Here is a 23,454-nt window from a genome sequence, read left to right on the forward strand (position 1 = left end):
TTTTTACTAGACGATAAAATCTTTAAGTCATTTATAAATAGGTTCACTTTATTTAAGTTATAAAAAAGCCTCCGAAGAGGCTTAAATTATACGTATTAAACTAGAATATCCCGCTTACCATTAGGGCCCATTGAGCTCACAATGCCGTTCTCTTCCATTTGATCAATAATACGAGCAGCACGGTTATAACCAAGGCTAAATTTGCGCTGTAGCGAAGATGTAGACGCTTTTCGAGTTTCTAATACGAAGGACACACATTGATCATAAAGTGCATCTCGGTCAGAACCACCCTCACCCTCTTCAAAGCCACGTGATGCAGGCTCTTCATCAAATGGAGTCAAGATTTCATCAATATAATCAGGCTCGCCACGCTCACGCCAAGCATCACAAATACGGTTTACTTCATCATCACTAATGAAAGCACCGTGCACACGTTCTGGCTCAATTTTACCAGGGCCTAAGAACAGCATATCACCATGACCTAACAAGTCTTCTGCACCACCAGCATCCAAAATAGTACGTGAGTCAATTTTACTGTTTACACGTAGTGCTACACGCGTTGGAATATTGGCTTTAATCAAACCGGTAATAACATCAACAGATGGACGTTGAGTTGCAAGCAATAGGTGAATACCAGCAGCACGAGATTTTTGCGCCAAACGGGTAATCATTTCTTCTGCTTTTTTACCTACTTGCATAATCATGTCGGCGAACTCATCCGCAACAATGACAATAGATGGTAATGGCGTTAAACGAGGTGCACGTTCCTGTGTCGCCGAATCACTTGGCTTCCAAGTCGGATCAATTAAGTCTTCGCCATTCGCAATCGCTTCTTCAACTTTACGGTTGTAGTCACTTAATTTACGAATTTTTAAGAACGACATAAGCTTATAACGACGTTCCATTTCATTCACACACCAGTTCAAAGCACTTACCGCATCTTTCATGTCAGTAACGACTGGAGTTAATAAATGTGGAATATCATTATAGTTTGCAAGTTCTAGCTGTTTTGGATCGATTAGAATTAAACGTAATTGGTCAGGCGTATATTTAAGCAACATCGATAAAATCATCGAGTTGACCGCAACCGATTTACCAGAACCTGTCGTACCAGCAACCAACATATGTGGTGCTTTCGCTAAATCAGTGAGTACAGGATTACCTGAAATATCTTTACCCATCGCCATACTAATTAATGCACTTGGGTCGCGATATGTTGGTGTTTCCAATAACTCAATCAAACGTACCATTTCACGGGCACTGTTTGGCACTTCAATACCAATATATGGTTTACCTGGAATGACTTCCACCACACGGACCGATGCCATCGACATTGAACGCGCCAAGTCACGTGAGATATTCGTTACCTTAGAAGCTTTAACACCCGGTGCCAAATCTAACTCAAAGCGAGTTACAACTGGCCCTGGTTGAGCCTCTACCACCTGAGCTTTTACGTTAAATTCTTGCAATTTAATTTCAAGCAATTCAGACAAACGTGAAAGTTGCTCTTCAGTAAAGTTGACTTTCTTATTTGGATCGACCTTATCAAGTAGGTCAAGACCCGGTAAAGTTGGTAAATCCAAACGCTTCTTAGCAACTTGCATTGCACGAGACATTGGGCGGCCTGATGCGTCTGTTAACGGCGCATCAAAATCGAAATCGTCTTCATCAAAATCAGAATTTTCCTGCGGTTTCCCAGCAGTCTCCTGCCAAGCTTCAATAAACTCTTCTTTTGAAAGTTTGTCGGCCTGAATAGTCGTTTGAATAGGAGCTTTTACAAATGCTGAAGATTGCGCATAACTACTTGCTCTCACAGGTTCAGTTGGGGCAATGTCTTCATCTATTAATAAATCATCAAAATCTTCAAGGACTTGTTCGTTTGCCAAATTTTTAGGTGATTGATTTAAATTTGAAATATTTGAAGATGTTTCATTCGCAATATTAACAGATTGCGAAGTTGGTTCGGCTTCTACATGGTGATCTTGAACAAACGGTGTATGCACATCTGTTGCAGTTTTACTGTTTGGAACCGCGGCAAGCAACTCATCAAAAATCTCATCATCATTCCAATCAAGACCATGTAAGTCTTGTTTTGATGATGGTTGATTTTGATTTACTTGAGAAATTGTTTGCTGGAATTGCTCATGAGCAGGAACTTGTTCTATCTCTGTCGAATCATCAGCAGCTCTTAAAAGCGCATCAATTTCTTGCTTATGACTCGCATCATCACGCTGTAAAGCACGCCATACTTCGCCAGTCGCAACTAAACGTTGGCTATCTCGTTCAAGCTTATGGGCCTGTTCAAGCGTCTGCTCAAAATTCTGATTATTTGCAACTGGTGTATCTGTAACAGGTTCAGGTCGGCTCTGTTCTTTCGCTAGCACATCTGCAAATAAGCGCTCGGCAACCGCATCATGTCGTGTTGTGGTAGATTGCGGTTGAGCTGATTCAGGTTGAACTGGTGTTTCTTTCTCATCTGAAGCATTCGCATTCGTTTCTGCATTGTCCGCAACTTTAACCACGGCTGCTTTATTGGCAGGGTGAGTTGTTAAGTCATAATCTGATTCATTCGGAGATACGTTCTTATAAAATAAATCTTGTAAATAACTTGGTGTAGCTTTGAGCGTAACCCATGTTTTACTCCATTGCACCCCAAATGCAAGAGTAAACAACACTACCCCGAAAACCAGTAAAAATAAGGTTGCACCGTAAATTGTTAACAATTGAGATAGACTTTGACCTAGCTCGTAACCAATAATTCCCCCAGCTGCATTATCTAAAGTATCTGCCGGCACATTCCAGTGTAAATAAAGTAAGCTAGATACAACTAAAATTAAGAAGAATTGTGCAGCATAACGAAATGGGCGATTTAGGAAACTACGTGGCCACCAAACCTGAATTGCTTCAATGAAAAGAAAAATTGGAATAAGCAAACTTGCCCATCCTAAAAAACCAAACAGCAAATCTGCAATCCATGCACCAGCAATACCACTTGCATTGGATACTTGCTGAGTATCACTGGAAATATGCATCCAGCCCGGATCAAATGGTGTATATGTTACTGTTGCCAGAAACATATAAATACCAAAAGAAACCAAGAATAATGTCATCAATAAGCGCTGTGCATAAACACTTGACACCGCAGTCATATACTGTCCTGTAACCCATTTAATTATTGGTTTAGAGATGTGAAGAACTACATTTTAGATCTTCAACGAATGAACTTTATATTATGCACCTGTTCTTACAAAAAAGGTGCATGATTCTTTACAGTTGTTGTTAACATAAGGCACTTCTATATTGTTATATAACTTAATTCGATTGACCTGATCAATATTATCCACATTGATTTAACGCTATTGATCGGCAAATTCACGTATAATTTTCAAAATTCTCGAAATAAATAAGGATACCCTCAATGAGTGCTCGTCATTCTCGGTTAATTATTCTCGGTTCTGGCCCTGCGGGCTATAGTGCAGCAGTATATGCAGCGCGTGCAAACCTTAAACCTACTTTAATTGCAGGTTTACAACTAGGTGGGCAACTTACAACAACAACCGAAGTTGACAACTGGCCGGGCGATCCTGAAGGTTTAACAGGTCCTGCATTAATGGATCGTATGCAAGCACATGCTGAACGCTTTGGTACAGAACTCGTCTATGACCATATTAACGAAGTGGACTTAAATGTACGTCCTTTCGTTTTAAAAGGTGACATGGAAGAGTACACATGTGACGCGTTAATTATTGCAACTGGTGCTACAGCTCAATATCTTGGCCTAGAGTCTGAACAAAACTTTATGGGTCAAGGTGTAAGCGCATGTGCAACATGTGATGGTTTCTTCTACAAAAACCAAAAAGTAATGGTTGTTGGTGGTGGTAACACTGCTGTTGAAGAAGCACTTTATTTATCAAATATTGCTTCACATGTAACGTTAGTACATCGCCGTGATACTTTACGTTCTGAAAAGATTTTGCAAGATCATTTATTTGCCAAAGAAAAAGAAGGCAAAATCAGCATTATCTGGAACCACGAAGTTGAAGAAGTATTGGGTGACAATACTGGCGTAACCAGTGTTCGCCTTAAATCAACTCAAGATGATTCTAAGCAAGACGTAGAGGTTCATGGTCTGTTCGTAGCAATTGGTCACAAGCCAAACACTGGAATGTTTGAAGGCCAGTTAAACTTACGTGATGGCTACATCCAAGTACAAAGTGGTACCTATGGTAATGCAACAGCGACTTCTGTAGCTGGTGTTTTTGCTGCTGGTGATGTCGCTGACAGCATTTATCGCCAAGCGATTACTTCTGCTGGGTCTGGCTGTATGGCGGCTCTAGATGCTGAAAAATATCTAGATAATCTTTAATTAATAGATTTCTAGAGTTTAAAAACAGCCGTTCTTATAACGGCTGTTTTTTTTAGAATAATGACTAGCTGACATATATTAATTTTTATAGCATAACCTTAAGCTCATCTTATTTTGTTTCTATGAATACACTTCCACTTTCTCAATTCATTTTTCCTGACCCGATTGAAGCTGACCCAGATGGGCATGGTTTAATTTGTATTGGAGCAGACCTCTCCCCTTCTACACTATTTGAAGCTTACACCCATGGTCTTTTTCCTTGGTTTAATGAAGATGAGCCGATTTGTTGGTGGAGCCCAGAACCTCGTTGCCTGATTTACCCTCAAAACTACAAGCCCAGCAAGTCATTACTGAGAAATATGAAAAAACATGACTATGCAATTACGGTTAATCATGCCTTTGAACAAGTTATTCGCTCTTGCTCTTTGCCAAGAAGTTATGCAGACGAAACCTGGATTAGTGAAGATATTATCCAGGGCTACTGTGAGATGTTTAGTGCTGGTTATGGTTACAGTATTGAAGTATGGCAACAAGAGGAGCTTGTAGGAGGTTTATATGGTGTTACGATTGGTAAAGGGTGTTTTGGTGAGTCAATGTTTAGCAACGAAACCGATGTTTCAAAAATGGCTTTTTATACATTAATGCTCATTGGACAAGAAAATCAGCTACCATGGATAGACTGCCAACTCGTAAACAGTCACTTAATTAGTCTGGGAGCCAGTACACTTTCTCGTCAAGACTACTTAAAATCGTTACAAGATGTAATTATTCACCCCTCTATCAATTGGAAAAAGTATCAAGAACGTGTATTTTCAAGTAAAACAATAGCATTAGATGCAAAATTAATGGAATGATAACAGGAGGGACCAATCATGAAATCATATCACCCGAAGTCCCTTTTAAATGATCTGCAGTATTATATTACTCCACCTCATGATTGCAGCTACTTAGAAAATAAATCTGCACGCATGGTGTTTTTAGACCCTATCCATCGAATTGATGTGGTCACTCTTTCAGAACTTTCTCGTTTAGGCTTTCGCCGTAGTGGCGATTTTGTTTATCGCCCTGAATGTCACTTATGTAGACAATGTTTGTCTTGTCGTGTCCCAGTGGCCGATTTCCAAATGAACAGCATGCAAAAAAAAGCATGGAAACGAAATCAAGCTCTCACCATGACTGTTCTGCCTACGCGACAAGCAGCCCAAATTCATTATGATTTATACGAACGCTATATTAATGAACGCCATGCAGATGGTGATATGTTTCCGCCGAGCTTAGATCAGTTTGAAAAGTTTTTAGTACATAGCTGCACAGATAGTTTTTTTCTTGAGCTTTGGAAAGACAATCGTCTCATTAGTGTTTCTACTTGCGATTTAATGGATGATGGATTGTCGGCTGTCTATACGTTTTTTGATCCAGACGAACATCGCAGATCACTGGGTGTCTACTCTATTCTTAACCAAATTGAATATGTGAAATCGCTCGGTTTAGAGTACCTTTATTTAGGCTATTGGGTGCCTCATTCAGCTAAAATGAACTATAAATCGCAATATACACCTTTAGAACTTCTACTTGATGGACAATGGCGTCGTTTAAACCGATCATTGTCACCAGAGGAAATTCAACAGCTAGGTACGTCTCTTATGACAACGTTACCTTCTGAATGGAATAATTTAATCATTAAATAAAGATGCGAAATCATCTGTACAGGTTTTTACCATAATGACTGCATGTTCCCGCCCGCCTTCTTGAGTAGGATAATAATTGCGGCGCAGGTCAATTTGGTGAAAGCCTGTTTTTTCATATAAACCGATAGCGGCTTTATTACTTTCACGTACTTCTAAAAAGATTTGCACTGGCTGATTTTCTAATTTTTCAATCGATGCATTTAATAACTCATACCCTAAACCCTGCCCTTGCATTTTAGGATCAATTGCCATGAGTAACAAATTAGCTTCATCTAAAACAGGCTGTAAAATACAAAACCCAACCACTCTGTTTTGTGACTCAACCACTGTACATTGATAAGAGTTCAAAGATTCAATAAATTGCTGTCTTGACCACGGATGGGTCTGAACTGATTTTTCAATTTGAACGACAATATCCACATCAGTGTTTTGCATAATACGAATCATGAGTTTCAACGCAATGAAGATTCTAAAGTAGTGCGTATTATAAAAACTTCCCAAGAAAAAACGAGCAAAAAAAAGGACAATTGAATTGCCCTTTTTTCAGTATTTTTTAAAGACCTAATTTTTCACGCCAAGTTGCTAGCAATGCGGTGGTATCCGAATCATTTGGATGAAATTTTGGTCTTAAAAAATCAAGTAACTCTGGAATTTGACGAGTCATAAAACCTTTACGACCATACATGAACTTAAGCATGTATTTCGTATCTTTCCAAGTTAATTTATCATCAGTCTTAAGTAACTTAGCAGTAAAATAAGACTGCGTTGCAAAGATTAATGCCATTGCAATAATCAAGGCTGTTGAACGCATAAAATAAGCTTTCGGACCTTGTCCGTACATACTTGTATACACATCAAATGCCACAGCTTTATGTTCATTTTCTTCAACTGCGTGCCACATCCACAAATGATACATAGTGTCGTCTTGGAACATGGCCTGAATTTCAGGGTTTTGTAAAAGTTCAGCTGCAATGGTCGATGTGAAATGCTCTAGAGCACAGGTTCCAGTTAAATCAATCATTTCTTTGGTATAGCCAAAAGGTTTCATCAATTTGGTTACAACAGCTGTACCCATCTTAATGACTTTTCCTGTTTGCTTTTCCATATGGCGCACATCATAACCATAAGCCTGCGCTGAAGCATTAAATGCTAAATGCTCTTTGGAGTGCATCGCTTCTTGACCAATAAAAGCACTAATTTCTTTTTGAAGATCTGGATCAGCAAGCTTTGGATCATTTCGAACAGCACGTGTACTATTTACAAAGAACTGCTCACCTTCTGGAAAAAGGGCCGATAATGCTGTCATAAAATGTGTTAATGCTGCATCATAATTTGCCCAATAACGTGGGACCTGAGCAAATTCAAAATCCATACGACGCACAGGGAAACTAGCGCCAGCACGATTGGAAATATTTACCTTAGCATTCATCTCAGACTCCTTTTAAGTGAATAGCTAATTCACATATAACTTTATTTATTTTCTTAATATTTATAATCATACGTCTTTCGAAGTACCAATTAAGTGCAGATGAGGACAGAGAAATATCAGATGAGGTCATTCATAGACACATAAAGGTGCAATATCTGCTCCATGATCTCTTTAAAATAGTTATAGAAAAATAAAAAAGGGCCACTATCGGCCCTTTATAAATCATGAATTAAATCTATAAACCTAATTTTGCTTTCCATGTTTTCAATAGACCAACGGTATCTAGATCATTTGGATGAAAGCCAGGTTTAAAGTAAGCTAACATTTCTTTAGCCATACCACTAATAATACCTTTAGATGGGCTATATCCGTATTTATAAATTACTGATAGTTCATCTAAATTCAACTTGTTATCTTGCTTTAATAAACGAAGCACAAAGGATGACTGAATCAAAAAGATTAAAGTCATAGCAAACACTAAAGAACTGGTTCGTAACGCATAAGCTTTTATGCCTTTACCAAACACACCTTCGTACACATCATAAGCTACGGCTTTATGCTCATTTTCTTCAATCGCATGCCAATACCACATTGTTGACATTGTCTCATCTGTCATAAGCTCTTGAATGTGCTTATTGACCAATAATTGCGACGCAATAGTAGCGGTAAAATGCTCAAGAGCCGTTGTAGCAGTCAAGTCAACCATTTCTTTTGTCATACCGAAAGGTTTGACAATTTTTACAAAAGTTTTAATGGCTGTTTGAATTGCCGTATCGGTAAATTTTTCTAACGTTTCTACATCATGGCCAAACTTTTGAGCAGAAGCATTGAAGTTTACATGCTCTTGAGTATGCATTGCTTCTTGCCCAATGAAAGCACTAATCTCTTTTTGGAGCGCTTCATCATCTTTAATAGCTGGGTGATAACGTACTGCTCGTACACTATCTATAAAGAATTTCTCACCAGCTGGAAACAATGCTGACAATGCAGTCATAAAATGTGTGAGTCCAGCAGAACCATTCATCCAATATTCTGGTACATCATTAAAGTCAAAATTCATACGACGTACTGGAAAGCTTGCACCTGCACGATTCGTAATATTCACTTTAGCATTCATACCCAAAGCTCCTTAGTAAGTAACCCTAGTTACTCAAACTTTATTGTTCGTTTTCTTGATTCTTATCATACAAATTTAATAAAAAGGATTAAGGGGAAATAAGGACATTGAAATATCAGTTAGGGCCAGCCTTTATAGTGGTTGTTAGACAATTAAGTATTAAAAAAAGCGATCTAAAAAGAGCGCTTTTTTTCACTGAAAGTGATTATGCAGTTACTTTCGCAACAACACCAGCACCTACAGTACGACCACCTTCACGGATCGCAAAACGTAGACCTGGGTCCATTGCGATTGGGTGGATTAATTCTACTGACATTTCAACGTTGTCGCCTGGCATAACCATTTCAACGCCGTCTTGTAATTGGATTGCACCAGTTACGTCAGTTGTACGGAAGTAGAACTGTGGACGGTAACCATTTAAGAATGGAGTGTGACGACCACCTTCTTCTTTAGAAAGTACGTATACTTCTGCGTCGAATTTAGTGTGCGGCTTGATTGTACCTGGTTTAGCAAGTACTTGACCACGTTGTACGTCTTCACGCTTAGTACCACGAAGTAAGATACCACAGTTCTCACCTGCACGGCCTTCGTCAAGAAGTTTACGGAACATTTCTACGCCAGTTACAGTTGTTTTAACTGTATCTTTAATACCAACGATCTCTACTTCTTCACCAACTTTAACGATACCAGCTTCTACACGGCCTGTTACTACAGTACCACGACCAGAAATTGAGAATACGTCTTCGATTGGCATTAAGAATGCTTTATCGATAGCACGTTCTGGTTCTGGAATGTAAGAGTCAAGCGCTTCAACAAGAGCAAGAACTGAAGACTCACCATATTGACCAGCATCGCCTTCCAACGCTTTAAGCGCAGAACCACGGATAACTGGAGTGTCATCACCAGGGAAGTCATAAGTAGAAAGAAGTTCACGAACTTCCATTTCTACTAATTCAAGTAATTCTTCATCATCAACAAGGTCACACTTGTTTAAGAATACGATGATGTAAGGTACACCAACCTGACGAGAAAGAAGGATGTGTTCACGAGTTTGTGGCATTGGACCGTCAGTCGCAGCACACACAAGGATCGCGCCGTCCATCTGAGCAGCACCAGTAATCATGTTTTTAACGTAATCGGCGTGGCCCGGGCAGTCAACGTGCGCGTAGTGACGAATTGGAGAATCGTATTCTACGTGTGAAGTATTAATTGTAATACCACGTGCTTTTTCTTCAGGTGCTGAGTCGATTTGTGAGTAATCTTTCGCTTCACCGCCGTAAGTTTTTGCACAAATTGTTGCAATCGCAGCAGTTAAAGTTGTTTTACCATGGTCAACGTGACCGATTGTGCCCACGTTTACGTGTGGCTTATTACGTTCAAACTTGGCTTTAGCCATGATGATCTTCCTTTATAAACTACTCATGGAGGGTCACCCCATGAGCACTTGGTTTTTAACTAAGAAATTAGTTTGGGCTTATAGTAATCGAAAGATTACTCGTCGTCACCTTTTTTACCGCCAGCTTGGAATTTAGCGATGATGCCTTCAGCCACGTTACGTGGAGTTTCAGCATATTTAGCAAATTCCATAGAGTAAGTCGCACGACCTTGAGACATAGAACGCATTTGAGTCGCGTAACCAAACATCTCAGCAAGAGGAACTTCTGCACGAATTGCTTTTGTTCCACCAGGAAGATCGTCCATACCTTGAACCATACCACGACGACGGTTTAAGTCACCCATGATATCGCCCATGTAGTCTTCTGGAGTTTCTACTTCAACTTTCATGATAGGTTCAAGAAGGATAGGATCCGCTTTCATGAAACCATCACGGAAGGCATAAGAACCTGCCATTTTGAACGATAATTCGTCAGAGTCGACGTCATGGTAAGAACCGTCGAATAATGTCGCTTTAATACCAACAACAGGGTAACCAGCCAATACACCATTCTTCATACGTTCTTGAATACCTTTGTCAACCGCGCCAAAGAATTCTTTAGGTACTACACCACCAACAACTTCTTCAACGAATTGGTATTCTTTACCAGCTTCTTCAACATCAAGCGGTTCAAGACGTACATATACGTGACCAAACTTACCTTTACCACCAGTTTGACGTACGAACTTACCTTCTTGTTCAACAGACTTTTTGATCGTTTCACGGTAAGCAACCATTGGTTTACCAATGTTAGCTTCAACACCGAATTCACGCTTCATACGGTCAACAATGATGTCAAGGTGAAGTTCACCCATACCAGCAATAATTGTCTGACCAGATTCTTCGTCTGTACGAACACGGAACGACGGATCTTCTTTAGCCAAACGACCTAAAGCGATAGACATTTTTTCTTGGTCTGCTTTAGTTTTTGGTTCAACAGCCAATGAAATTACTGGCTCTGGGAATTCCATACGCTCAAGAGTAATGATGTTTTTCTCATCACATAATGTATCACCAGTTGTAACGTCTTTAAGACCTACACACGCTGCGATATCACCTGCACGGATTTCATCAAGATCTTGACGCTCGTTCGCATGCATTTGCACGATACGACCGATACGTTCACGCTTAGCTTTAACTGGGTTATAAACCGGATCACCTTGTTTAAGAACACCAGAGTAAACACGTACGAATGTTAAGTTACCTACGAATTTGTCGTTCATGATTTTGAACGCAAGCGCAGAGAACGGAGCTTCGTCAGATGCTTCACGAGACGCTTTAGTTTCGTCTTTGTCGTCAAGGATACCTTCGATCGCTTTAACTTCTGTAGGTGATGGTAAGAATTCAATTACAGCATCCAACATACGTTGAACACCTTTGTTCTTGAACGCAGAACCACAAAGCATTACTTGAATTTCAGAAGCTAATGTACGAGCACGTAAACCAGCGATGATGTCTTCTTTAGAAAGATCACCTTCTTCTAGGTACTTGTCCATTAATTCTTCAGAAGCTTCAGCCGCAGCTTCAACCATTTTTGTACGCCATTCGTTAGACGTATCAACTAGGTCAGCTGGGATATCAGCATATTCAAACTTCATACCTTGAGATGCTTCATCCCAGATAATCGCTTTCATTTCGATAAGGTCAACAACACCCTGGAATGTATCTTCAGCACCAATTGGCACAACGATAGGAACAGGATTACCACCTAAACGAGTTTTAACTTGCTCAACAGCACGGAAGAAGTTTGCACCAGTACGGTCCATCTTGTTCACGAATGCTAAACGAGGCACTTTATATTTGTTCGCTTGACGCCATACAGTTTCAGACTGAGGTTGTACACCACCTACAGCACAGTAAACCATGCACGCACCGTCAAGAACACGCATAGAACGTTCAACTTCGATTGTGAAGTCTACGTGTCCCGGGGTGTCAATTACGTTGATACGGTGTTGTTCGAATTGGTTACCCATACCAGACCAGAAACAAGTCGTAGCCGCAGAGGTAATTGTAATACCACGCTCTTGCTCTTGTTCCATCCAGTCCATTGTTGCTGCACCGTCGTGTACTTCACCAATTTTGTGAGATACACCTGTGTAGAACAAAATACGTTCAGTTGTAGTTGTTTTACCTGCGTCAATGTGCGCAGAAATACCGATGTTACGGTAACGAGTAATTGGGGTTTGGCGAGCCATGATGTCTACATTCCTAAATGTTATATTTAAAACAGGACGCACCAATTAAATTGATGCGCGCGAATATCCAAACAGGCAACTTAAATACCTGCAAAGCCCCCACTTTGATAGAGAGCAATGTTGAATCGAGCTGCTGTACGCATGAATATTCTCCTGAATAAGGCCTGTTTTATCCGCTTAGAAACGGTAGTGAGAGAAGGCTTTGTTAGCTTCAGCCATACGGTGCACATCTTCACGTTTTTTGATTGCTGCACCTTTACCTTCAGCTGCATCAAGCAACTCACCAGCAAGACGTAAAGCCATCGTTTTTTCAGAACGCTTAGCAGCAGCATCTACTAACCAACGCATAGCTAAGGCAGTACGACGGGATGGGCGCACTTCCATAGGTACTTGATAAGTAGCACCACCAACACGGCGTGCTTTTACTTCAACCATAGGACGAACTTTTTCAAGAGTAGTCTCGAAAAATTCAACTGGGTCTACTTTGTTTTTTTCTTGAACGCGTTCTAAAGCACCGTAAACGATACTTTCTGCAATAGATTTTTTACCATCTTGCATTACGTGGTTCATGAATTTAGCGATTGTTTGGCTGCTAAATTTTGGATCTGGAAGGATCTCACGAGCAGCGACTACGCGACGTCTTGGCATTTTAATACACCTAATAATATGACACTTCAGGATGATCCAGCAGTTTGTACAAGTGTCATGTACACGACGCTGGCCTTACTATACGTCGCTTGAATTACAAATCTATGAAGAATTCAAACAAGCGAAACGCTAAAGGGCTTATTCGACTAGTTTCCTAGAATTACTTCTTAGGACGCTTAGTACCGTATTTAGAACGTGATTGATTACGATCTTTAACACCAGCACAGTCTAATGAACCACGAACGGTATGGTAACGTACACCCGGTAAGTCTTTAACACGACCACCACGGATAAGAACAACACTGTGCTCTTGTAAGTTATGGCCTTCACCACCGATGTAGCTAGACACTTCAAAACCTGAAGTTAAGCGAACACGGCAAACCTTACGCATAGCTGAGTTAGGTTTTTTAGGTGTAGTTGTATAAACACGTGTACAAACACCACGACGTTGTGGACAAGCCTTCAACGCAGGAACTTTGGATTTTTCAACCAAAGTCGTACGACCCTTACGGATCAACTGATTCGTTGTTGCCATATGGCAATTCTCCCGTTATTAAAAAACCTTAAAAAGAAAATACCTCTTTTTAAGGGCACATAATTGTAAGCCAAGATGCAAAAATGGTCAACACGGCAATACTTACCAAATGTTGACCATATCAATGTTTGACAGCACGATTTACAAATTTAAATAGAGGCTATTTTTACTTTTTAAACCTTCACTTTGTAAGCGTATTGTTAAGAGTATTTTTTATCTTGCAGTATATCATCATCTTTCTCTGGAGTTAGAGCAGGCTTTTGTTCAGTATGCTCATGTTCTGTCACATGTTTGTCAGCGAGTTTTTCTAAGCCCTGATGAACATTTTCCTGAACTTTCTCTTCACTTTTTTCGCTTTCTGTAGATTTTAACACAATAGATACTTTAGAGATTACCTCGTGGTTTTCTACTTTATGATGATGAGCAGCATGAATGTTGCCATCTTCACCTACATTTAAAAGTCTTGGGCTTGCTTTTTGAATGAGTGTAACCGCAGCATAATAAGCCTGTAGTGGAGATAAATGCTCACTTGGATGTTCGTTTAAATAATGTCTTGCAGCTCCAAAAATTGCTTGAGCTTTATGGCCTACATCTTCTTGTAATTTCCAGCTGTATACCGCGCTTAAAACAGCTCCCGCAACTGGCGTAAACTTACCAAAAGTAGACAGTTTAGGAATACGGTTTAACCACTCCCATTTAAACTCACCATCTTCATCTGTTAGCCATTTTTTCAAAGTATCTATATCTGTGGTTGAACCTAATACTTGCTGAAATTGATGAATATCTTGAGTTTCCAACATATTTCGCAATGTTTTTAAAGCCAACAAGAGAGTTTGTTTCTCTGCAATCAGGCTAATGTCAACTTCTTTAAAAATAAACTCAACAACATCTTGGTCTGCTACCTCCAGCAGATCAAAGCCATGTGACCTTCCTGTCTGGTAAATAGTTCTTAAGACCAAAACCAATGATACTGGAATATCTACAGCTGCACCAACAACGCCTGATACACCTGTAATTGCACCTTGTACAGTCGCAATGAGCTTGTTTTGTTCTATAAGCGCCTGACTTAGACGTTGAGAACGACCTGTATCTTTAGTTAATTCAAATAAATCTTTAGCACCCGCTTCTTCTAGGATTTTTTCAGTTAAGGTACTTTTTGAACTAAAGTCATTTAACCAATTAAATAAATGGCCTGAGATTTTTTCATCCCAATCTGGCGAAAGAAATGTAGCAACACCATTTACTTTTTTAAAATGTCGACCAAATACCTGACGTGTGACTTTTGGTAAATGTTCTCTTAGCATTTGTTGAGGACTTTCATATTGCTCAACTTCAAATGGGCTTTTTGTTCTCGATCTACCTTCAACAGTTTTTCCAGTTGGGATTGGTTCAATTACCTTACTGACGTCACCTGATTGGTTCTGTTGCAAGATACTCAATCCTGTAGAACTGAGCTTTTTAGCCACTCCGAAGACCTGAGAAAACAAATTGTCAGATTGATTATTATTAAATTTTGTCATCAAGTACCTCGATTTTTTAATTTATCTAATTAGAGATAAATACTAGGTGGAATGTGGATTTATCTCAACTTGAATGTGTGTATTTTAGTTAACCCTAAATGCAACATACTATGTATTTGGTTATTTTTTTTAAATGTAAAATTGTCATAAAGATTTGCCATAAGAAATAAAAATCCTTTCTGCTATCATGTTAACAACGAAAAACATGAGTCCCGTTTTCTTACAGCTATATTCTCCTATTCATTTTCATAGCTGTTGAACACGATAGACTCTTAAATATCACCATAAAGGGACCTGTAGATGAAACGTGTTGTAATCACTGGTATGGGTATTAACTCATGTATCGGTAACTCTTTAGAAGCAGTTACTCATTCACTTCAAAATGGAATCTCCGGGACACGTTTTAACCCAACTTATGCTGAACTCAATTTTAAAAGTCATGTCAGCGCTGCTGCAGAACAAGACTTTGATAATATCGACCGTAAATTAAAACGCTTCATGGGCGTATGTGCGATGTATGCATACAACGCTGCTGTAGCTGCAGTTGAACATGCAGGCCTTACTCCTGAACAACTTGCTGGTAATCCACGTTATGGTATTGCAGGTGGTTCAGGTGGTGGCTCAACTGCTTCTGTTGTTGAAATGACAGAATTATTAGAGACTAAAGGCGCACGTAAAGTGGGTCCATTCTTCGTACCACGTAACATGTCAAACACCATTACTGCAAACGTAGGTGTTGCATTTAAACTACAAGGTATTTCACATACTATTACAAGTGCTTGCGCAACTTCTGCAGATGCAATTGGTTATGCGTACAACTTAATCCAACTTGGCAAACAAGACCTTATGCTTGCTGGTGGCGGTGAAGAAGATCACTGGTCTCAAAGTTTATTGTTTGATGCAATGGGCGCACTTTGCTCGAAATATAACGACACTCCAGAAACAGCATCTCGCCCATATTCAGCAGACCGTGACGGCTTCGTTATTGCTGGCGGTGGTGGTTTCGTAGTACTTGAATCACTTGAGCACGCGCAAGCACGTGGTGCGAACATTTTAGCTGAAGTAGTAGGTTATGCTGCGAACAGTGATGGCGCGGACATGGTTGCTCCAAGTGGTGAAGGTGCTACACGTTGTGTATTAATGGCACTTGAAGAAGCTAAGCAACATGGCGTAGAGAAAATTGACTATGTAAATACACATGGTACTTCTACTCCAGCGGGTGACATTACAGAACTTAAAGCAATGGAACGTGCATTTGGTGAAGGTAACGTACCTCCTCTTAGCTCAACCAAATCTATGACAGGTCATAGCTTGGGTGCGGCTGGTGTACAAGAAGCTATTTACTCTGTGCTAATGATGCAAAATGACTTTATTGCACCAAACATCAACGTGACTGAACTTGATGAAGGCGCAAAACCTTTTGATATCGTACTTGAAAAACGTGATGCAAAATTGAATACTGTAATGAGTAACAGTTTTGGCTTTGGCGGTGTTAACGCTTGCCTTATTTTCAAGAAGTGGGATGCATAATCCCACCTAGGATTATCGATGGATGCACCTTCTGATGCTTTTTTGTGGGTAAAAGCATTACATATTATTGCCGTGGTTTGCTGGTTCGCTGCTTTGTTCTACTTACCACGTCTATATGTTTATCATGCTATGAGTGAAGACGCTGCAAGTCATCAACGCTTTGAGGTAATGGAACGCAAGTTGTATCGTGGAATTATGTGGCCTTCGATGATTGCTACATTAATTACCGCCCATTTCCTTGTAGAGTGGGGTGATGCAACTCGACATTACCATCAAGCCACATGGTTTTACCTCAAAGTTGGATTAGTGGCTTTATTAGTGATTTATCATTTAGTATGTGGCTATTATCGTAAAAAGCTCATCGGAAATGCTCACTATAAATCACATAAGTTCTGGCGCTTTTTTAATGAAATGCCAACCTTAATTTTATTTGCTGTTGTGATTTTAGTTGTTGTAAAGCCTCAGTTTTAACTGGGGCTTTTGCTTTTCTTATCCAAGAATTCTTTTATTCATCCTAATAAAATGCACAATCTATTCAAACAATTATATTTTTCAAAACAGAACTATAAAATTAATCAATACCCTACCTCTTTATTTAGCAACACATGATCTATAGTATGCTAAAGAAATAGATGAACTCATTTAATGGCAAAGCTATGCTAACTTTTAATGCCTTTAAACGCTTAATCCATACACCATTTATTCTTATTACCCTTTTTATTTTCCGTCACTTAAAAAAATATCCGATTAGACATTTGACTGCTCAAGAAAAAATATTAGCGCAAATGGTTTTCGGTGACATGCTTGATTGTGAACGGCCTAAAATTATTGCTACGCGCTACCTCCCTTGGCAGAGTTGCGGTATTTTTATGGCTCCCAATGGGAATATTTATGTCAATCCTGCTGATTACAGTGAAAATTACGCTCTAGAGTCTAAGTTTATGCAGGGTATTTTTATTCACGAACTCACCCACGTCATGCAATATCAAAAAGGCATTCATGTACTAGTTAAAGGTGCTTTATTACAATCAGCCTATTACCTCAGCTTTAAAAGTTACAATCCCTACAAATATACCTACCACCCTGACAAGGCATTTAGTACGTATAATATTGAACAGCAAGGCGAAATTGCGCGCGATATTTGCTCTGGAAAAATCCCAAATATTATCTGTTCACCTCAACTTCATTTGTAACTAAATAATCAATCTCGCTTTGAACGTAACATTTTTTGCGTAATGTAAATGAGAATTCTTATAAATCAGAAATACTTATCTAAACTATAAAAGTGCGCTTATTCAATTCAAATTATTGAAAAAAATAGAACAGACTTATTCCAAATTAGCTTGTGATAAGGCAGTATACAAACAATAAAAATAATGAAGCCTGTTTCTATTCTATACAGAAAATCTCGTTATTTTTACGCAGAAAATATGGGATTGGTATATATTATTGATCTTGACATTTTTGTTTACTATTTTAATTGTTTACTATCGTATCATACACATCGTTGAAAAATTATATCCATAAAAATCAACACTGTGTGTATCTATATTCGTTATGATCTAGGATTAGGTTTGAATGAAAAGTTTTAAAGTTGCCCTTGCTCAGTTTTCTCCGCATATTGGCAATATTGACTCAAACACCCAAAAGATGATTGAGCAAGTAAATCAGGCGAAAAAACAAGACGCTGACCTGATTATTTTTCCCGAGCTTTCTGTTATTGGTTATCCAGCTGAAGATCTATTGTTACGTCCAAATTTAAATAAACGTATGCAAAAGGCTTTTGCACAACTTGCCGAAGTTAAAGATATTGTTATGGTTTTCGGGTTCGTAAACCAGACAGAAGATGGTCAACGTTATAATTCTGCTGCTGTCATGAAAGACGGTCAAGTTTTAGGTGTTTTTAACAAACACAATTTACCAAACTATGGCGTCTTTGATGAAAAACGCTATTTCCAAAAAGGCCATCAGCACTTAGTTTTTGAATATCTTGGGCATAAGTTTGGTGTATTAATTTGTGAAGATATCTGGTCAATTAATACGGTTAAACAGTTGAGCCAATTAAATGTTGATACTGCTCTTGTACTCAACTCATCACCATATGAAGTCGGCAAACCACAACACCGTATACAGACCTTAAGTGAACTTGCAAAACAACTTCATCTAAATATTGTTTACGTTAACCAAGTGGGCGGACAAGACGATTTAATTTTTGATGGTACAAGTTTTGTCAGTAATCAAAATGGTGAGATTGCTTTACAAGCACCGAGCTTTAAAGAAGACATTTATATTGCTGAATTTGACCGTGATACAAAGTTATATAAAGTCACTGAATCTGCTCCTGCATTAGAAACATTTGCAGAAATCTATCAAGGTTTAGTCATGGCAACTCGTGACTATGTAGAGCGCTCAGGCTTCCCAGGTGTGATTCTGGGTCTTTCTGGTGGTATCGACTCTGCCCTTACACTTGCGATTGCTGTGGATGCAATCGGTGCAGAAAAAGTGCAAGCTGTAATGATGCCTTATACTTACACTTCTCAAATTAGTGTAGAAGATGCGGCTGAACAAGCTCGCCGTATGGGTGTGACTTTCGGTATTGCTGAAATTCACTCAATCGTAAATAGCTTCATGCAAACGCTGTATCCTTTCTTTGGTAATTCACCAGCTGATGCAACTGAAGAAAATTTACAAGCGCGTGCTCGTGGTACATTGCTTATGGGGTTATCAAACAAGTTTGGTAATTTAGTCCTTGCTACAGGGAATAAATCTGAACTTTCAGTTGGCTACTGTACGCTTTATGGTGATATGGTTGGTGGCTTTGCGGTTCTAAAAGATGTTTATAAAACTATTGTATTTGAATTAGCAAAATACCGTAACAGCTTAAGCGAAACCCCTGTGATTCCTGAGCGTGTGATTACCCGCCCACCTTCAGCAGAACTTCGCCCAGATCAAAAAGACCAAGACTCTTTACCAGCATATGATGTATTGGATGCCATCCTTTACGCATACATTGAAGAAGATTTAGGTCAGGCCGACATTATTGCCAAAGGTTTTGATAAAGAAGTTGTTGAAAAAGTCATCCGTTTAGTTGATCGTAATGAGTACAAACGTCGTCAAGGTGCGATTGGCCCGAGAATTACCTCTCGTGCATTTAGTCGCGAACGACGTTATCCGATTGTCAACGGTTGGACAGCGAATGACTGAGCAGAAAAACTCATCAAAAACTACAGCACTTGCTCAAGCACTTTTGCTTGAGCAGGTGGAATTTTTCAAAAAACAATTATCTATAGAAAACTCACCTATTTATTTTCAGCAGTTCATTCAGTTGTTTATGCAACATGCTGACGAAATCAAGCTACATGAGGTTGTTGATTTAGAGCAACTACAAGCCGTTGTGAAACGCTATGCTTTTGAAATGCAGCTAGGTGCTGGTTTACTTGAGTTTATTGGGGAAATCGCGCAGCGTATTTATTTATCTGCTATGAAGTCTCCAATTCAGTTACAAGACTTGGTCTCTGACCACCAATTTGAAATGTGGCTTTCTAAATTTTTAGAAATGGAACATATTCCTCATTATCTCAATCAGTTTTTAAGAACTAGCCCTTCTGTACAACAGCTTTGCCAATATATTGCAACCTCGACTCTAGAACAAAAATTACCAAAACTTCTAACTGCATCTAGAGTAGATGACTACCATTTTGAATGGCAACATAAGCTCAAAAAATTCTCTTTTTTACAGCAACAACGTCTTGAGCATAAGCTTGAAACGTGGATTGCCAGCTTTATTCATGAACAACTGACAGAATTAAGCCTTTTATCGGCTGAAGATTTAGAAAGCTTAGTACGTCATATCTGGGAAGATATTAGACATAAAAAAATCTATGAGTTTATGAAACAGCTCACTCCTCTCGATGTTGAGGAGTTCTTTGTTTTAATTTATGAATACTGGAAAGAATTAAGACAGTCACAATTTATGCAAGGTCTTATTTTGTATGGTGTCGAAGTTTTTTATGATTTTTATAAAGACCAAAGTTTATTTGAAGTATTAAGTGCAATTGGTTTATCCGAAACTGACTTACAAACTGAAGCTTTACGTTTTTATCCAAAAGTTATGGATGCCTTTAATGAACACGGTATTTTAGAACCTTTACTTCAAGCGCTTTTAGCTCCTTTTTATCAAAGTTCAAAAACACTCGATATGATTGAAAAACATTTTAATGAGTAAAAAATAGATAAAAAGAAACCACGCAGGAGCGTGGTTTTTAAAATGGTGGCTATGACGAGACTTGAACTTGTGACCCCCGCATTATGAGTGCGGTGCTCTAACCAACTGAGCTACATAGCCGTAAACTGTGTGCGCATTATCTATAGTTCTGTATAGCAGGTCAATAGGTAAAAACCCTTAATGCCTATCAATTGAACAAATAAGATTCAGATCATCATTATTTGTTCTTTTTTTAGCATTTTTTGCTTTAAACAATTGATCGGCCACAGAAATATATTAAAGATCTAATACTAGTTTTTTACCTTTAGCTCTCGACACACAAATCATCATGCTCTTCTGTGAAGCCTTTTCTGCATCACTTAAGTATTGATCGAAATGCTCTGCTTCGCCTTCTAAAATAGCAGTTTCACATGTACCGCATACGCCTTCGCGACATAAGCATTCCACATCAATATTTAATGTTTCAATAGCTTGTAAAATCGTCTGATTACTTTGTACTTCAATTTCTTGATTAGATTTGGCAAGTACCACTGTAAATGCTTCACCATCTTCAGGAACTGTTGAGGCAAATTGTTCCCAGTGAATGTATTCATCGCGGTAACGGTGCTTATTACAGCAATCAATCACAGCATCAATCATGGGTTTCGGCCCACAGACATACACATGTGTGCCTTTAGGTTGTGATGAAATCAGTTCATCCAGCTTCAATGAGCAACCTTCTGAGTCAACATAGCTAAATACATGTTCTGCATGTTTCTCCTTTAACTCATCTAACAAAGCCGCATGTTCAGGCGAGCGATAAGCATAATGTAGCTCAAAATCTGCACCGCGTGCTGCAAGCTCATCCATTTGAGGCAAGAATGGTGTAATGCCAATTCCACCTGCAATTAAAATATGTTTATTCCCTGTTTCGGCTAATGGAAATAAATTTTTTGGTTCTGAAATCTGAATTTCACAGCCTTCATTGCATTGATCATGCATAAACACTGAACCACCATTACCTTCCACATCTTTACGAACGCAGACTTGGTAAGTCGATAGGTCTTGTGTACAACTCATCAATGAATATGCATTTGAAAGCTGTTCATTCATTTTGACAATAATATGGCTTCCCCCACTAAATCGAGGAAAGTTCTGCCCATCTTGACGTTTGAACGTAAACCGTTTGATTAAAGGGGTTAGTTGCTCCACATGAGTAACAACCGCTGGGAACATTTCATAATGACTAGCCATATTAGAATCCTTCTTTTACCGCATATTCTTGTTGTTAGGGCTTATCCTTAAAGCCCTAAACACATGTATTTAATGGTCATGAATTCTTCAAGACCATACTTTGAGCCTTCACGCCCAACACCTGATTGTTTCACACCACCGAATGGTACAACTTCATTTGAAATTGCTGTGGCATTCATGCCGACCATTCCATATTCAAGCTGTTCTGATACTCGCCATAAACGTGAAATATTTTCGCTATAAACATACGCAGCCAAACCGAAGATCGTGTCATTTGCTTGAGAAACGACGTCTGCTTCATCTGTAAAGCGAATAAGCGGCGCAACTGGACCAAAAATTTCTTCTTGGACAATTTCCATTGTACGGTCAACGTTCGTTAGAACTGACGGCTCATAAAAGGTTTGCCCTAAAACATGCTGTTTACCGCCGCAAGCAATTTTAGCGCCTTTGCTCACTGCATCATCAATCAACTGCTGTGCTTTCAAAACTGCTTTTTCATTAATTAATGGACCAATTTGCACATCATCTTCAAGTCCATTACCGACTTTAAACTTTTGTACTTCTTGTACAAACTTCTCGGCAAAAGCTTGATAAATATTGTCGTGTACATAAATGCGGTTAGCACAAACACAGGTCTGGCCTGCATTACGGAACTTGGCAAAAATCGCGCCTTGTACAGCTTTATCTAAATCGGCATCGTCAAACACAATCAGAGGCGCATTACCGCCTAACTCAAGCGCCAATTTTTTAATGGTGCTTGAACACTGCTGCATCAATAAACGGCCCACTGGAGTTGAGCCAGTAAAAGTCAATTTCTTCACTTTTTCATGCGAAGTAAATACAGAACCAATTTCTTGTGATTTACCTGTAACAACGTTAATCACACCAGCCGGAATACCTGCTTTTTCTGCAAGCTTCGCAATCGCTAAAGCACAATAAGGCGTTTCATTCGCTGGCTTAATCACGACCGTACATCCAGCTGCTAAAGCTGGTGCTGCTTTACGGGTAATCATGGCGATTGGGAAATTCCACGGCGTAATCGCAGCCACCACACCCACAGGTTCTTTACTGATAATAAAACGCTGCTGATTATTGACGGTTGGAATCACATCACCATAAATACGCTTACCTTCTTCGGCAAACCATTGAATAAATGATGCAGCATAACGCACCTCACCTTTCGCTTCTGCCAAAGGTTTACCTTGTTCAATGGTCATGATTAAAGCAAGTTCATCGGTATGTTCGAGAACCAGTTTGTACCAAGCCAATAAAATATCTGCACGGTTTTGAGCAGTTAAAGCCTTCCAACTTTGCAAAGCTATATAAGCAGCCTCAACAGCCTGTGTCGCTTCGGCCACTCCCATATTAGGAATTGTGCCAATTTCTTCACCTGTTGCAGGGTTAGTCACTGGAACCGTTGCATTTGACTGTGCAGCTAACCATTGCCCATTAATGTAGGCTTGTTGCTGAAATAATTCAGTACTTTGTAAACTCGACATATCATCTTCCTAACTGAAGAATCAGGTGTAAGTC

Annotated in this window: 19 protein-coding genes and 1 tRNA gene; 8 read left to right on the top strand and 12 right to left on the bottom strand. The window is 39.2% G+C overall.

Annotation, left to right across the window (positions count from 1 at the left end; translation table 11 throughout):
• Positions 1 to 95 precede the first annotated feature (95 nt).
• Positions 96 to 3,149 carry a DNA translocase FtsK gene (locus J580_RS11275; RefSeq protein ID WP_032004234.1) on the bottom strand — a complete coding sequence of 1,018 codons (3,054 nt, stop codon included), beginning with the start codon at positions 3,147 to 3,149 and terminating at the stop codon, positions 96 to 98.
• A 269-nt stretch (positions 3,150 to 3,418) separates the two neighbouring features.
• Between J580_RS11275 and trxB the strand changes: the two genes are divergently transcribed.
• The 3 genes from trxB to J580_RS11290 all read left to right on the top strand — a co-directional run bounded on the left by trxB (position 3,419) and on the right by J580_RS11290 (position 6,054).
• Entirely contained in the window at positions 3,419 to 4,366 is a 948-nt protein-coding gene (gene trxB, locus J580_RS11280) for a thioredoxin-disulfide reductase (protein WP_032004236.1), read from the top strand.
• A 122-nt stretch (positions 4,367 to 4,488) separates the two neighbouring features.
• Positions 4,489 to 5,220 (top strand): leucyl/phenylalanyl-tRNA--protein transferase, encoded by a 732-nt coding sequence (gene aat, locus J580_RS11285; protein ID WP_032004237.1) that lies wholly within the window; start codon positions 4,489 to 4,491, stop codon positions 5,218 to 5,220.
• An 18-nt stretch (positions 5,221 to 5,238) separates the two neighbouring features.
• Positions 5,239 to 6,054: an arginyltransferase gene (locus tag J580_RS11290; RefSeq protein WP_032004238.1), complete on the top strand. Its 816-nt coding sequence runs from the start codon at positions 5,239 to 5,241 to the stop codon at positions 6,052 to 6,054.
• Here J580_RS11290 and rimI read toward each other — a convergent pair.
• From rimI to J580_RS11330, 8 genes are all read right to left on the bottom strand, one after another.
• Positions 6,040 to 6,501 (bottom strand): ribosomal protein S18-alanine N-acetyltransferase, encoded by a 462-nt coding sequence (rimI, locus tag J580_RS11295; protein ID WP_032004240.1) that lies wholly within the window; start codon positions 6,499 to 6,501, stop codon positions 6,040 to 6,042. The genes J580_RS11290 and rimI overlap by 15 nt on opposite strands.
• A gap of 106 nt (positions 6,502 to 6,607) precedes the next feature.
• Positions 6,608 to 7,483, bottom strand: coding sequence for a metal-dependent hydrolase (locus tag J580_RS11300; RefSeq protein ID WP_002121736.1), 876 nt, complete (start codon positions 7,481 to 7,483; stop codon positions 6,608 to 6,610).
• Between the two features lie 235 nt (positions 7,484 to 7,718).
• Entirely contained in the window at positions 7,719 to 8,600 is an 882-nt protein-coding gene (locus J580_RS11305; protein ID WP_002121792.1) for a metal-dependent hydrolase, read from the bottom strand.
• 205 nt (positions 8,601 to 8,805) lie between these two features.
• Complete coding sequence (gene tuf, locus J580_RS11310) at positions 8,806 to 9,996, bottom strand: elongation factor Tu (RefSeq protein WP_005065785.1); 1,191 nt, start codon at positions 9,994 to 9,996, stop codon at positions 8,806 to 8,808.
• A 95-nt stretch (positions 9,997 to 10,091) separates the two neighbouring features.
• On the bottom strand, positions 10,092 to 12,230 hold the full coding sequence (fusA, locus tag J580_RS11315; protein WP_002120436.1) for an elongation factor G: 2,139 nt from the start codon (positions 12,228 to 12,230) through the stop codon (positions 10,092 to 10,094).
• Between the two features lie 177 nt (positions 12,231 to 12,407).
• Positions 12,408 to 12,878, bottom strand: a complete 471-nt coding sequence (gene rpsG / locus J580_RS11320; protein WP_001138055.1) for a 30S ribosomal protein S7 — start codon at positions 12,876 to 12,878, stop codon at positions 12,408 to 12,410.
• Between the two features lie 160 nt (positions 12,879 to 13,038).
• On the bottom strand, positions 13,039 to 13,413 hold the full coding sequence (rpsL, locus tag J580_RS11325; RefSeq protein ID WP_002050319.1) for a 30S ribosomal protein S12: 375 nt from the start codon (positions 13,411 to 13,413) through the stop codon (positions 13,039 to 13,041).
• A 200-nt stretch (positions 13,414 to 13,613) separates the two neighbouring features.
• The gene (locus J580_RS11330) at positions 13,614 to 14,933 is read right to left on the bottom strand and encodes an EcsC family protein (protein ID WP_032004241.1); all 1,320 of its coding nucleotides are present in this window, start codon (positions 14,931 to 14,933) and stop codon (positions 13,614 to 13,616) included.
• Positions 14,934 to 15,233: 300 nt separating this feature from the next.
• On the opposite strand from J580_RS11330, the gene J580_RS11335 reads away from it, so the two are divergent.
• The 5 genes from J580_RS11335 (at position 15,234) to J580_RS11355 (ending at position 20,688) form a co-directional block, all read left to right on the top strand.
• A complete protein-coding gene (locus J580_RS11335; protein ID WP_014205967.1) occupies positions 15,234 to 16,463 on the top strand; it encodes a beta-ketoacyl synthase N-terminal-like domain-containing protein in 1,230 nt (409 codons plus the stop codon).
• A gap of 18 nt (positions 16,464 to 16,481) precedes the next feature.
• The gene (gene hemJ / locus J580_RS11340; protein WP_002120291.1) at positions 16,482 to 16,934 is read left to right on the top strand and encodes a protoporphyrinogen oxidase HemJ; all 453 of its coding nucleotides are present in this window, start codon (positions 16,482 to 16,484) and stop codon (positions 16,932 to 16,934) included.
• Positions 16,935 to 17,095: 161 nt separating this feature from the next.
• Complete coding sequence (locus tag J580_RS11345; RefSeq protein ID WP_014205966.1) at positions 17,096 to 17,656, top strand: hypothetical protein; 561 nt, start codon at positions 17,096 to 17,098, stop codon at positions 17,654 to 17,656.
• 385 nt (positions 17,657 to 18,041) lie between these two features.
• Positions 18,042 to 19,667, top strand: a complete 1,626-nt coding sequence (locus J580_RS11350) for an NAD+ synthase (protein WP_014205965.1) — start codon at positions 18,042 to 18,044, stop codon at positions 19,665 to 19,667.
• The gene (locus J580_RS11355) at positions 19,660 to 20,688 is read left to right on the top strand and encodes a hypothetical protein (protein ID WP_032004243.1); all 1,029 of its coding nucleotides are present in this window, start codon (positions 19,660 to 19,662) and stop codon (positions 20,686 to 20,688) included. Before J580_RS11350 ends, J580_RS11355 begins: the two co-directional genes overlap by 8 nt.
• Positions 20,689 to 20,731: 43 nt before the next feature.
• On the opposite strand, the gene J580_RS11360 is transcribed toward J580_RS11355, so the two are convergent.
• From J580_RS11360 to J580_RS11370, 3 genes are all read right to left on the bottom strand, one after another.
• Positions 20,732 to 20,808 (bottom strand) — tRNA-Met (locus tag J580_RS11360).
• Between the two features lie 156 nt (positions 20,809 to 20,964).
• Positions 20,965 to 21,921 carry a carnitine monooxygenase, reductase subunit CntB gene (cntB, locus tag J580_RS11365; RefSeq protein ID WP_032004244.1) on the bottom strand — a complete coding sequence of 319 codons (957 nt, stop codon included), beginning with the start codon at positions 21,919 to 21,921 and terminating at the stop codon, positions 20,965 to 20,967.
• A 47-nt stretch (positions 21,922 to 21,968) separates the two neighbouring features.
• Complete coding sequence (locus tag J580_RS11370) at positions 21,969 to 23,420, bottom strand: NAD-dependent succinate-semialdehyde dehydrogenase (protein ID WP_032004245.1); 1,452 nt, start codon at positions 23,418 to 23,420, stop codon at positions 21,969 to 21,971.
• Positions 23,421 to 23,454 lie beyond the last annotated feature (34 nt).

Origin of the sequence: Acinetobacter sp. 1542444 (assembly GCF_000581835.1) — a bacterium.
GTDB lineage: Bacteria > Pseudomonadota > Gammaproteobacteria > Pseudomonadales > Moraxellaceae > Acinetobacter > Acinetobacter pittii.

What these genes read in the sequence shown, in the direction of transcription:
- J580_RS11275 (WP_032004234.1), bottom strand. Translation starts at nt 3,149, where the DNA reads ATGACTGCGGTGTCAAGTGTTTATGCACAGCGCTTATTGATGACATTA.
- trxB (WP_032004236.1), top strand. Translation starts at nt 3,419, where the DNA reads ATGAGTGCTCGTCATTCTCGGTTAATTATTCTCGGTTCTGGCCCTGCG.
- aat (WP_032004237.1), top strand. Translation starts at nt 4,489, where the DNA reads ATGAATACACTTCCACTTTCTCAATTCATTTTTCCTGACCCGATTGAA.
- J580_RS11290 (WP_032004238.1), top strand. Translation starts at nt 5,239, where the DNA reads ATGAAATCATATCACCCGAAGTCCCTTTTAAATGATCTGCAGTATTAT.
- rimI (WP_032004240.1), bottom strand. Translation starts at nt 6,501, where the DNA reads ATGATTCGTATTATGCAAAACACTGATGTGGATATTGTCGTTCAAATT.
- J580_RS11300 (WP_002121736.1), bottom strand. Translation starts at nt 7,483, where the DNA reads ATGAATGCTAAGGTAAATATTTCCAATCGTGCTGGCGCTAGTTTCCCT.
- J580_RS11305 (WP_002121792.1), bottom strand. Translation starts at nt 8,600, where the DNA reads ATGAATGCTAAAGTGAATATTACGAATCGTGCAGGTGCAAGCTTTCCA.
- tuf (WP_005065785.1), bottom strand. Translation starts at nt 9,996, where the DNA reads ATGGCTAAAGCCAAGTTTGAACGTAATAAGCCACACGTAAACGTGGGC.
- fusA (WP_002120436.1), bottom strand. Translation starts at nt 12,230, where the DNA reads ATGGCTCGCCAAACCCCAATTACTCGTTACCGTAACATCGGTATTTCT.
- rpsG (WP_001138055.1), bottom strand. Translation starts at nt 12,878, where the DNA reads ATGCCAAGACGTCGCGTAGTCGCTGCTCGTGAGATCCTTCCAGATCCA.
- rpsL (WP_002050319.1), bottom strand. Translation starts at nt 13,413, where the DNA reads ATGGCAACAACGAATCAGTTGATCCGTAAGGGTCGTACGACTTTGGTT.
- J580_RS11330 (WP_032004241.1), bottom strand. Translation starts at nt 14,933, where the DNA reads ATGACAAAATTTAATAATAATCAATCTGACAATTTGTTTTCTCAGGTC.
- J580_RS11335 (WP_014205967.1), top strand. Translation starts at nt 15,234, where the DNA reads ATGAAACGTGTTGTAATCACTGGTATGGGTATTAACTCATGTATCGGT.
- hemJ (WP_002120291.1), top strand. Translation starts at nt 16,482, where the DNA reads ATGGATGCACCTTCTGATGCTTTTTTGTGGGTAAAAGCATTACATATT.
- J580_RS11345 (WP_014205966.1), top strand. Translation starts at nt 17,096, where the DNA reads ATGAACTCATTTAATGGCAAAGCTATGCTAACTTTTAATGCCTTTAAA.
- J580_RS11350 (WP_014205965.1), top strand. Translation starts at nt 18,042, where the DNA reads ATGAAAAGTTTTAAAGTTGCCCTTGCTCAGTTTTCTCCGCATATTGGC.
- J580_RS11355 (WP_032004243.1), top strand. Translation starts at nt 19,660, where the DNA reads ATGACTGAGCAGAAAAACTCATCAAAAACTACAGCACTTGCTCAAGCA.
- cntB (WP_032004244.1), bottom strand. Translation starts at nt 21,921, where the DNA reads ATGGCTAGTCATTATGAAATGTTCCCAGCGGTTGTTACTCATGTGGAG.
- J580_RS11370 (WP_032004245.1), bottom strand. Translation starts at nt 23,420, where the DNA reads ATGTCGAGTTTACAAAGTACTGAATTATTTCAGCAACAAGCCTACATT.